Origin of the sequence: Frateuria sp. (assembly GCF_013362045.1) — a bacterium.
GTDB lineage: Bacteria > Pseudomonadota > Gammaproteobacteria > Xanthomonadales > Rhodanobacteraceae > Frateuria_A.
On record NZ_JABFWW010000227.1, the window covers coordinates 1 to 10,362 of the forward strand.

Annotated in this window: 10 protein-coding genes; 5 read left to right on the forward strand and 5 right to left on the reverse strand. The window is 69.3% G+C overall.

Annotated elements, in window-relative coordinates; genetic code table 11:
* The 5 genes from HOQ08_RS10970 to HOQ08_RS10990 form a co-directional block, all read left to right on the forward strand.
* Positions 1–513: flagellar hook-length control protein FliK (locus HOQ08_RS10970; protein WP_291194501.1), on the forward strand; the 513-nt coding region annotated here is incomplete at its 5' end.
* Positions 510–776 carry a flagellar biosynthesis protein gene (locus tag HOQ08_RS10975; RefSeq protein ID WP_291194504.1) on the forward strand — a complete coding sequence of 89 codons (267 nt, stop codon included), beginning with the start codon at positions 510–512 and terminating at the stop codon, positions 774–776. The genes HOQ08_RS10970 and HOQ08_RS10975, both read left to right, overlap by 4 nt.
* A gap of 176 nt (positions 777–952) precedes the next feature.
* A complete protein-coding gene (locus HOQ08_RS10980; RefSeq protein ID WP_291194507.1) occupies positions 953–1,576 on the forward strand; it encodes a c-type cytochrome in 624 nt (207 codons plus the stop codon).
* Positions 1,573–2,499 carry a c-type cytochrome gene (locus HOQ08_RS10985; protein WP_291194510.1) on the forward strand — a complete coding sequence of 309 codons (927 nt, stop codon included), beginning with the start codon at positions 1,573–1,575 and terminating at the stop codon, positions 2,497–2,499. Before HOQ08_RS10980 ends, HOQ08_RS10985 begins: the two co-directional genes overlap by 4 nt.
* 108 nt (positions 2,500–2,607) lie before the next feature.
* Positions 2,608–3,240, forward strand: a complete 633-nt coding sequence (locus HOQ08_RS10990) for a DsrE family protein (protein WP_291194513.1) — start codon at positions 2,608–2,610, stop codon at positions 3,238–3,240.
* Between the two features lie 103 nt (positions 3,241–3,343).
* Here HOQ08_RS10990 and HOQ08_RS10995 read toward each other — a convergent pair whose 3' ends face one another.
* From HOQ08_RS10995 to HOQ08_RS11015, 5 genes are all read right to left on the reverse strand, one after another.
* Positions 3,344–6,448: a carboxypeptidase regulatory-like domain-containing protein gene (locus HOQ08_RS10995; RefSeq protein ID WP_291194515.1), complete on the reverse strand. Its 3,105-nt coding sequence runs from the start codon at positions 6,446–6,448 to the stop codon at positions 3,344–3,346.
* Between the two features lie 444 nt (positions 6,449–6,892).
* Positions 6,893–7,357 carry a chemotaxis protein CheW gene (locus HOQ08_RS11000; protein ID WP_291194518.1) on the reverse strand — a complete coding sequence of 155 codons (465 nt, stop codon included), beginning with the start codon at positions 7,355–7,357 and terminating at the stop codon, positions 6,893–6,895.
* Between the two features lie 31 nt (positions 7,358–7,388).
* Positions 7,389–8,426: a flagellar motor protein MotD gene (gene motD / locus HOQ08_RS11005; RefSeq protein ID WP_291194521.1), complete on the reverse strand. Its 1,038-nt coding sequence runs from the start codon at positions 8,424–8,426 to the stop codon at positions 7,389–7,391.
* The gene (locus HOQ08_RS11010) at positions 8,423–9,163 is read right to left on the reverse strand and encodes a flagellar motor protein (RefSeq protein WP_291194524.1); all 741 of its coding nucleotides are present in this window, start codon (positions 9,161–9,163) and stop codon (positions 8,423–8,425) included. The genes motD and HOQ08_RS11010 overlap by 4 nt, the downstream gene beginning before the upstream one ends.
* Before the next feature lies 1 nt (position 9,164).
* The coding region (locus HOQ08_RS11015) for a chemotaxis protein CheA (protein ID WP_291194527.1) at positions 9,165–10,362 on the reverse strand (1,198 nt) is incomplete at its 5' end.

The window sequence follows — 10,362 nt, forward strand, 5'->3', positions numbered from 1 at the left end:
CGCGGCCTGCAGGCGCAACCGCGCGCGCCGTTGGTGTCCGCTTTCACCGATACGCCGGCCGACGATGACATCGGCCAGTTGCTGGCCCGCCTGCGCAGCGACGTGCACGCGGCGCTCGCGCGACTGGAAATCGCCCAGCTCGACGCCGCCGCGGCGCAGGCCTGGATGATCGAGATCCCCCTGCAGGGCGCGCACGGGCGCGACGTCTTGCAGATCCACCTGGAGCACGGCCAGGACGCCGAAACCGGCGGCCAGACCTGGACGCTGGGCTTTGCCCTCGACCTGCCCGCGCTCGGCCCCCTGCAGGGCGAGCTGCAGCTGCGCGACCTGCGCCTGAACGTGCGCCTGTGGGCCGAGCGCAGCGCCACCACCGAGCGCCTGGAACGCCAGTTCACCCCGCTGCGCCAGCGCCTGGCCGCCAGCGGCCTGCAGCTGGACCAGCTGAGCTGCCAGACCGGCCTGCCGCAGGGCCAGGGCCAGGCCAGCGCCCTGTTGCTGAAGGCCACTGCATGAGCACCGGCCTCCCCCCGCCGCAGCGGCGCGTCACCCTGCGCCTGGCGGGCCCCGAGACCAAGGTCGCACCGCTGCCGCCCGAGGCGCTGGACCTGCTGCTGGCCCGCGCCCGCGCACTGGGCCTGCCGCTGCACCATGACCCGCAGATCGCCTCGGTGCTGGCCGCCCTGCGCCTGCGCGAGGACGTGCCGGTACTGCTCTACGCGGCCGCCGCCGCGGTGCTGGCAAGCGTCTATGACGGGGCGGAAGAACCGGCGGCCTGAGCGGACACCGAAGCGGCCGCGCCGTCGAGTACGCTGACGTTTTCTGCACGTGGCTCTCGCTATCCGTTGAATCTTGCAGCCGGCACGGGCGGGCGTGCCTGCCGGTTGAGGCCGGGGCCGATGCTCGGGGGTGAAGGATGCGCGGCAAATGGATGGCGTGGGTTGCCGGCGGGACGTTGCTGGCAGCCACATGGCCGGTGCTGGCGGGAAGCACCGGCGCACGGGCGCTGGCGAGCGAGGGCAACGGGCGCGGTGCACCGCCGTGCCAGTCCTGCCATGGCGCCGACGGCGGCGGCCAGGAGGCGGCAGGGTTCCCGCGGCTGGCGGGGCTGGACGCCGGCTACCTCGCCAAGCAGCTGGCCGACTACGCCGCGGGCACGCGCGCCAATGCGGTGATGCAGCCGATCGCGCGCGCGCTGTCGGCGGACGAGCGCCAGGCCGCGGCGGCGTACTACAGCCGTCTGCCCGTTCCGATGGCGCCCCTTCCCGCAAGGCCCGAGGCGACGGATGGCGCGGGCGCGACGCTCGCCACGCGCGGGCGCTGGTCCGACCGTGTACCCGCCTGCGAACAGTGCCACGGACCGGGCGGCGTCGGCGTGGGAGCGCACTTCCCGCCGCTGGCCGGGCAGCCGGCGGCGTACATCGCTGCCCAGCTCAAGGCCTGGCAGCAAGGCACGCGCCGCAACGATCCGCTGGAACTGATGCAGCACCTGAGCCGCGCGCTGGGCGCAGAGGACATCGAGGCGGTGTCGCGATGGTTCGCCGCACAGCCGCTGCCGAACGGAAGGAGCACCCCATGAACGTGCGCCTGTCCGCCGTGGTGCTGGCTACGTTCGTGCTGGCGGCATGCACCGGCCGCACGCCGATCGACGCGCACGCCACCGACGCCGCCCCGACTCCCCCTGCCGCGGCGGCGCAGGGCACGCCGGCCTTCGCTCCGCCGGCGGAGGCGGCCATTCCCGCAGGCCCGTACGGCGACGTGGTGCGCCTGGGCCGCGAGATCTTCCGGCACACCCGGCAGAACGCGCCGGCCTACGTGGGCAATGGCTTGAACTGCGTCAACTGCCACCTGGACGCCGGCCGCCTGGCCGACTCCTCGCCGCTGTGGGGCGCGTACGGCATGTATCCGCAGTACCGCAAGAAGAACGGCCACGTGAACAGCTACGGCGAGCGCCTGCAGGGCTGCTTCATGTACAGCATGAACGGCAAGGCGCCGCCGCTGGACGACAAGGTGATCGTGGCGCTGGAGACCTACTCGTACTGGATGGCGCAAGGCGCGCCACTGGGCGTGAAGCTGCCTGGCGCCGGCTATCCGAAGGTGCCGGCGCCGGCAAAGGCGCCCGACTATGCGCGCGGGCAGGCGGTATTCGCCCGCGACTGCGCGCTGTGCCACGGCGCCGACGGCCAGGGCCAGAAGGTGGCGGGCGACTACGTGTTCCCGCCGCTGTGGGGCCCGGATTCGTTCAACTGGGGCGCTGGCATGCACGAACTGGACAAGGCCGCGGCGTTCATCAAGGCGAACATGCCGCTGGGTCGCGGCGGCATGCTGAACGACCAGGATGCCTGGGACGTGGCGATGTTCATGGACGCCCACGAGCGTCCGCAGGACCCGCGCTACGGCGGCGACCTGGCGGCCACGCGCAAGGCCTACCACGACACGCCCATGTCGCTGTACGGCCGGCGCGTGAACGGCCGCCTGTTGGGCTCGGAGCCAGCCCGCTGAGGCGGCAGGCGCCCCAAGGCCGAATTTGCCGGCCTTGCCCGGCATTTCACATGCCTTTCCTACACTGGCGAGTGCCCGACGCTGGCGCCGTTCGAAACGGAGATCGAAATGTCCTACAGCAAAGCCACAGCCATGTCCGATGAGCTCGCCTCGTCACCCGCTCGCCGCGTATTGCTGTGGAGCGGCCTGGCGCTACTGCTGCTGGTCGCCTGCGCCATCACGGTCGCCCTGGCCACCCGCAGCCCCGAGCCGGACCCTCGCCTGACCTATCCACGCATCCACGGCGCCGGCGGCGTGCTGCCGGTGGGGCCCAACGCATTGTTCCCCTCGGTCACCACGGACCATCGCCTGTACGTCGACGTCGATGGCGCGGGCCCGAACCACGGCGACATCAACGCGCGCCTGCATACCGCGGCCAAGCTGCTCAACCTCTACGCACTGGCGGGCGTGCCCGACGACAAGGTGCACCTGGTCGTGCTGTTCTACGGCAAGGGCGTGGACCTGGCGCTGTCCGACGAAGCCTACGAGAAGAAGTTCGGCCATCCCAATCCCAATGCCGGAGTGATCGAGCAGCTGCGCCAGGCCAACGTCTCGATGGTGGTGTGCGGGCAGGCGCTGGGCCACCAGAACTTCATCACCTCCAACATCCGCCCTGGCATGACGCTCGCGCTCTCGGCGCTGACCGCACGCGAGGAGCTGCAGGCCGTGGGCTACGGCCCGGTGCCGAAGGAACCGGAATAACGGCCAAAAAAAACCGCCGGGGGAGAGCGGCGGCTGGGGAGATGGTTTGTTTTTCCCGCAAGGGCGGCACCCTGGGGGGGTGCCGCCGTGCTGCTTGGCAGTCTTACAGCGAGAAATCGTATTGCGCCGACAGGCGCACCTGGCGCGGCGTCGTGTAGTTGAGTGCCTGGTGGTAGTACGCGCTCGGGGTGACACGGTCGGACGCATAGCCCTGTACGTAGCCCTGAGCGATCTGCCGGTTGAGCACGTTGAACACATCCGCCTGGAACGTCAGGCCCTTCGCCCAGCCCGGGTTGTAGGCCACGTTGAGGTTGATGGTGTACGTCCACGGCGTGCTGCCGGCCGTGCCGCGGCCGGAGAACCGGTAGTCGGCCGACGGCGGAGCATAGCCCTTGCTGCCCGGTGCGGTGTCGGAACCGGCGATACCGCAGAAGTGGTAGTACGCGCCGTTGTACAGACCCTTGTCCGCAGTCGGATAGAAGCTGGTGCAGCTGGCCGGACGACCGGAAGCGATGATCGCCGTCGCACCCGCGCGCCACTCGGGGGTGACCTGGTAGTAGCCGAACGCCTTGATCTGGTGCCGGCGGTGGTTCGGCAGCAGGCCGTTGGCGCCGACCATCAGCTGCGGCAGGTCCCAGTCCTGGGTCTGCGAAACGTCGGCCTGGCCGCCGCTGCCGGTATCCAGGTCGGAGGCCAGCTGGCCTTCGGTGTTGCCCCAGTTGCGCGAGAAGGTGTATTCCAGCTTGCCGTACCACTTGCCGTCGAACGGATGCTCGGCGAACAGGTCGAGCGCGTAGTACTTGCGCTTGAGCTTGGGCAGCTTCAGGTCGGCAGCGGTGAAGGTGACGCGCTTGAAGCTGCCGTCCGCCTGTTCCTGGTCGAAGGTGTTGGACACGCCCGGGTTGAACAGGAAGCAGGAGCCGCCCAGCGTCGGCGTGCAGGTGTCGTCGATCGCGCTGCGCAGGACGCGGTAGGTCAGCTTGGCGCCCCAGTTGAAAGCGGGGTTGAGCTGCTGCTGCATGCCCAGAATGTACTCGTCCTGGAAGTGCGACTTCATGCCCACCGCGGCAACCGTGCGCGGATCCGGCGACTGGCCGCACTCCAGGTTGCTGGAGACCGCCTGGCTGTTCGGGCAGGTGTAGCCCTTGCTGGCGTCGACCGGGATGTTGACCAGGCCGGTCGGCGCGCCGGTGCGCGGATCGGTACCGGTGTAGGTGAAATACTCCTGCGTGTACAGCGAGGCGGCCGCGCCGCGCACCGCCACGTTGTTCGGCGGAGCCAGGTGATAGCGGCCGGCGTTGCCGAACACCTTCAGCGTGGAATCGCCGAACACGTCCCACGATGCGCCCAAGCGCGGCGCCAGCTGGTGGCGCTGCGAGACGAAGGGCAGGCCGTCGCCGTTGTAGTTGGTGAACTGCTCGTTGCGCAGGCCCAGCGACAGCAGCAGGTTGCCGGTCACCTGCCAGCGGTCCTCGATGTACTGGGAGGACTGCTCGACCTCGACGTCCGCGAAGTGGGTGTAGTACTGGCGACGGGCCAGGTAGCCCTTCTTGCTGCCCGGCACGCCCAGGCCCGAGCCGCCGGCCGACGACGGTGCGCCGACGCCGCGGCCGGCGTCCACCGGCGCGTCCTTGTCGGCCGTCTGCATGAATATCCAGGCATAGCCGCCACCGTATTCGTCGCCGGTGATCGACTGGGCCTTCTGGTTGTCCGCGCCCACCCGCAGGCTGTGATCGCCCAGGCGGTATTCGACGTCCAGGCGCCAGCCCTTGGTCTCGTCCATGGCGCCCTTGGGCCGCACGGTCGAGGTGAACTGGCAGGTCGGGTAGTAGGTGATGCCCGGCATCTGGTTGACCGCGGCGGTGTTGCCCGACAGGCGCGGGCAGCTCGGGTCGTAGTGCCAGGGATTGCTCACATGGTCGATGGTCTGCTTGCCGTACAGGCCCGTCACCGTCAGGTCGTCGGTGAGGTAGCCGGTGTACTTGCCGATGTAGAGGTTGCCGCCGTTCTTGGTGCTTTCGCCGCCGGCCTGCACGTCGTTGTGGCTGTAGTCGGCATAGTTGAAGCGGGACAGCTGGCTCTCGTACTGGGTCTTGTCGGAGACGCCGGTGAACTCGACGATGTTGCTGTCGTTGATGTTCCAGTCGACCTTGGCGATCCAGCGCGGCATCTTGTAGGCGTACTGGGTGTAGCCACTGGCCGAGTTGGGGTTGGTCGAGGACGAGCCGACGCCCGCGCCTTCCTTCTTGTTGATCTCGCCGGACAGGTAGACGAACAGGCGGTCCTTGATCAGCGGACCGCTGATGTACGCGCCGTAGGAGGTTTCCCAGTACTGGTTCTGGTTGCGCAGGGTCAGCAGCGTGCCGTCGGTCTTGGGATAGAAGCCGGTCTTGGGGTAGTAGGTGTTGCGCGGGCTGGCGCGCAGCGCTTCCGGCGACCAGTAGGCGGCCACGCCGCCCTTCCATTCGTTGGTGCCGCGCTTGGTGGTGATGTTGATGACGCCACCGGTGGAGCGGCCGAACTCGGCGCCGTAGCCGCCGGTGATCACCTGCATTTCATCGATCGCGTCGAACGGCAGCGTGCTGAAGCCGATCGAGGTGAGCGGGTTGGTCACGGCATAGCCGTTGATGTAGTACGCGTTCTCCGACGAGGCCGAGCCGCCGAAGCTGGGCACGCCATAGGCGGTGTTGGTAACGACGCTGGGAGCGAGCAGCGCGGCAGCGGCGACGTCGCGCGTGACCGGCAGCTTGGCCAGTTGCTCGGCGCTGAACACGGTACGCGTATCGACCGAGGACACGTCGATCGAAGGCAGCGCGGAGGCGCTGACGACCACGCCCTCGAGGTTCTTGGCGGCCGCGGCGCCGGCATTGAAGGACACTTCGGTGCCGCCGGAGATGCTGACGACGACATCGTCGCGCGTGCTGACCGTGCTGCCATTCTGCTGCAGCGTCACCTTGTAGCGGCCGGTCGGCAGCTGTGCGGCGCGGTAGCGGCCGGAGCTGTCGACCGGGATGGTGCGGCTCAGGCCCGTGTCCACGTTCTGGATGACGATGGTGCTGTTCTCGGCCGTACCCACCTGGCCGAAGATGGCACCCGCGGCGGACTGCGCGAGCGCGGTGGCGCCAAACAGCCCCAGGCCCATGCCCAACCCGATCGCCAGGGTGGTACGGCGCAGCTGCAACTTGGTGAAGCGGCTACTGGAATACATGATCGACATAACTCCCCCGGCCACCGGAGGGTCGGCGGCGTCAATAAGTTTGTGTTCGATTGAGGACGCGACGCGTCCTACCCCAGCCAATCCCGCGCGGCACGCCTGGCGCTTCCCCCTGCAACCCGGACGCGGGACCGTCGCTGACGGCCCCAAGGATGAGTTCACCCTAACGCAAGATCATGCGAAACGTCAACGTTTTGTGAACTTATCATCATATATTTGAAATATATGGATTTTATCGACAAAAGTTCGACCGATCGCAAGCATGAATCGAAACTTCATGCGAGAAACAGGCGCCGCGACAGTGCCGCAGGCGGGCAAGTGATCAGGTTGCGGACATGAGGGCGCAGGCCATGCGCGCTGGCGCGCGGCACCACATGGGAAGGCAGGCAAAGAGGCCGCGGGCGAGCGGGGATCCGCCGGCGCCGGCGCCCGGTTCGCTCAGGCGGCGTCCGATTCCGGCAGCCGGCACAGCCGGCGCACGTCGAGCAGCGCGACGAAGCCGCCCTTCCAGGGCAGCACGCCGGTGACGGGGTCTTCGATGCGGGCCGCACGACCGGGCGGCGGCGGCACGGCGACGGCGTCGCCGGGCAGCAGCAGTTCGCCCACCGCGTCCACGCGCAGGCCGACCCAATGCGCGCCATGGGCCAGCATCACCACGCGCACGCTGTCGCCATCCGCATCGCGCGGGTTCAGCCCCAAGCGGCGGCGGCCGTCGAGCACCGGCACCACGCGGCCACGCAGGTGGCGTACGCCGAGCAGGTCGGCGGCAGCGCCGGGCACAGGAGTCACCTCGCCCATGCGGATCACTTCGCTCACCTGCGCCAGCGGCGCGGCGTAGGCCTGGCCATCCAGCTGGAAGGTCAACCAGTGCAGTGCGGTCGAAGAGGCGGCCGGCGCAGTCATGGCTTCAGGCTCCAGGGTGATGGCGCGCGGCTCATTTGGCGCGTTCCGGGGTGACGATCAGCGGCGGCTCGCCGTGCGCCGGACGGGCCTGCGCCGGTGCCTCGCGCGGGACTGCAGCCTCGATGAGGTTGGCCGACGGCAGCAGGGCGCCGATCGCGGGCGTTGCCGGAGCGGGCGGCTCCGCCGCGGCGAGCTGGCCGGCCTGGTCGGCGTCGCCGGAGTAGCGCATCGGCGTGGCATGGTCGCTCAGCACTACCACCAGCACGCGGCGGTTCCGGTTGCGGCCTTCCGCGGTGGCGTTGTCGGCCGCCGGCCGGAACTGGCCCCAGCCGATGATGCCGAGCCGGTCAGGGCTGACTCCCTTCTCGCTGAACAGCCGGGCCACGCTGGCGGCGCGCGCGGCGGAAAGCTCCCAATTGGACGGATAGACGGCCGTGTTGATCGGCTTGTCGTCGGTATATCCCTCGATGCGCAACGGATTGCCGAACGGGCCCAGGATACTGGCCAGGCTGCTCAGCACCGCGTCCGCCGGATGCGAGAGCTGCGCCACGCCGCTGGGGAAAAGAATGTCGGTGCGGATCTCGATCTCCAGCCAGTTGGGCGTACGCCGCACCGCCACCTGCTGCTTGTCGATCAACGGCTGCAGCGCCTTTTCGACCTGGTTCTGGATGCGAGCGAGGTTGGCCTGGCGCTGTTCTTCCTGGGCGGTCTGCGCATCGCGCATGGTTGCGTGCGGGGAGCGCTGCGCGACCGTGCGCACCGGTGCCGGACGCAAGGGGATCGGCACCGCGACCGGCGCGGCGGCCGCGCCGGGCTGGCTCTGCGGCGCGGCGATGGCGGGATCGACGTTGTGCGGCTTGGCGCGCTCGGGCGGCATCGGCGCGATCACGTGGCTGGACCCGTTGAACGCCTCGATGATCGATTCGGACATCACGCGGTACTTGCCCTCGTTGACCACCGAGACGGCATACATCACCACGAAGAAGGCGAGCAGCAGCGTCATCAGGTCGGCGTAGGGGATCGCCCAGGCCTCGTGGTTGACGTGGTCCTCGTGGCGTTTCTTCCTCATAGGAGGTAGCCCTGCAGCTTCGCCTCGATCTGCCGCGGGTTGTCCCCCTCGGCGATCGCGACCAGTCCCTCGACGAAGATCTCGCGCATCTGCGCCTGCTTGCGCACCAGGCCCTTCAGCCGTGCGGACATCGGCAGCATCAGCAGGTTGGCCAGCGCCACGCCGTAGATGGTGGCGACGAAGGCGGCGGCGATGCCGTGGCCGAGCTTGCTGGGGTCGGCCAGGTTCTGCATCACCGCCATCAGGCCCATCACCGCGCCGATGATGCCCATGGTGGGCGAATAGATGCCGGCGTTCTCGAACACCTTGGCCGCGACCAGCTCGTTGTGCTCGCGCGCCTCGAGTTCCACCTCGAGCACGCCGCGGATCGCGTCCGGTTCGCCGCCGTCGACCAGCAATTGCAGGCCCTTGCGCACGAAGCCGTCGGGTTCCTCGTCGATCTGCGGCTCCAGCCCGAGCAGGCCCTGGCGGCGGGAGACCTCGCTCCAGCCGATGATGCGGGCGATGAGGTCCGAAGGATGGAACAGCGGCGGCTTGTAGACCATCGGCAGCATGCCCAGCGCGCGCTTGAGGACGCTGCCGGGGGTCTGCACCATCAAAGCGGCGGCGGTGCCGACGAACACGATCACGAACGCTGCCGGATTGAGCAGCGCGCCGATGGTGGAACCCTTGAGGATGGTGCCGACGATGATGACCAGGAAGGCCAGGATCGTGCCGATGAGGCTCACCAAATCCATGTCAGCACGCCGCCCTCAGGGATGGAAGCAATTGCCCGCCGTCGTCGGCCAGGCCCGCCAGGTCGAGCACCAGCGCCAGGCGGCCATCGCCGGTGACGGTGGCGCCGGCGATGCCCGGCACGCCCTCGAACAGCGGGCCCAGCGGCTTGGCCATCACGTCCTCGCGGCCGATCACCTCGTGCACCAGGCAACCCATGCGCTGGTGGCCGATGTGCAGCACCACCACGTGGCGCGGTGCGGCGCCGACCACGCCGGCCCAGCCGGCCAGGTCGCCCAGCGGCAGCGCGCGGCCGCGGTGGTTGGCGACCAGGCGGCCGTCCAGCATGTGGTCCTGGCCGCGGGCCAGCTCGAAGACTTCCTCGACATTGGACAGCGGCAGCGCGAACAGCCGCGGACCCACGCGCACCATCAGCACGCGCAGGATGGCGAGCGTCAGCGGCACGGTCAGTTCCAGTTCGCTGCCCTGGCCCAGCTTCGAGCGCACCTGTAGGGTGCCGCCCAGTTCCGCCACGCGCGTCTTGACCACGTCCATGCCGACGCCGCGGCCGGAAATGTCGGAGACCTGCGCCGCGGTGGAAAAGCCGGGGCGGAAGATGAGCTCGTAGCACTCGGCCTCCGAAAGGCGGGCGGCCTGGGCCTCGTCGATCACGCCTTTCTCGACCGCCTTGCGCCTGAGCACGTCGGGGTTCATGCCGCGGCCGTCGTCGGTCACGGCAATCACGATGCGCTCGCCGCGCTGGCTGGCCGAAAGCCTGACCGTGCCCTTGCGCGACTTGCCGGCCTCGAGCCGTTCGCCGGGCATCTCCAGGCCATGGTCGAGCGCGTTGCGCAACAGATGGATCAGCGGATCGGCCAGCGCTTCGACCAGGCTGCGGTCCAGGTCGGTGCCCTCGCCCTCGGTGACCAGGTCCACTTCCTTGCCGAGCTGGCGGGCGAGGTCGCGCACGATGCGCGGGAAGCGCTGGAACAGCCGGCCGACCGGCTGCATGCGCATGGAGAGCACGGCGCCCTGCAGCTCGTCGGCCACCCGGTCGAGCTCGCCGGCGGCCTGCGCCAGCGCCTCGTCGCCGCTCTTCTGCGCCAGGCTCTGCAGGCGGTTGCGCACCAGCACCAGTTCGCCGGCGCGATGCACCAGCGCATCGAGGCGGCCGGTGTCCACGCGCACGCTGGTCTCGGCCGGCGCGGCGGCGCGGGCGGGC

Coding starts and splice junctions, on each gene's coding strand:
- HOQ08_RS10975 (WP_291194504.1), top strand. CDS start 510: ATGAGCACCGGCCTCCCCCCGCCGCAGCGGCGCGTCACCCTGCGCCTG.
- HOQ08_RS10985 (WP_291194510.1), top strand. CDS start 1,573: ATGAACGTGCGCCTGTCCGCCGTGGTGCTGGCTACGTTCGTGCTGGCG.
- HOQ08_RS10990 (WP_291194513.1), top strand. CDS start 2,608: ATGTCCTACAGCAAAGCCACAGCCATGTCCGATGAGCTCGCCTCGTCA.
- HOQ08_RS10995 (WP_291194515.1), bottom strand. CDS start 6,448: ATGTATTCCAGTAGCCGCTTCACCAAGTTGCAGCTGCGCCGTACCACC.
- HOQ08_RS11000 (WP_291194518.1), bottom strand. CDS start 7,357: ATGACTGCGCCGGCCGCCTCTTCGACCGCACTGCACTGGTTGACCTTC.
- motD (WP_291194521.1), bottom strand. CDS start 8,426: ATGAGGAAGAAACGCCACGAGGACCACGTCAACCACGAGGCCTGGGCG.
- HOQ08_RS11010 (WP_291194524.1), bottom strand. CDS start 9,163: ATGGATTTGGTGAGCCTCATCGGCACGATCCTGGCCTTCCTGGTCATC.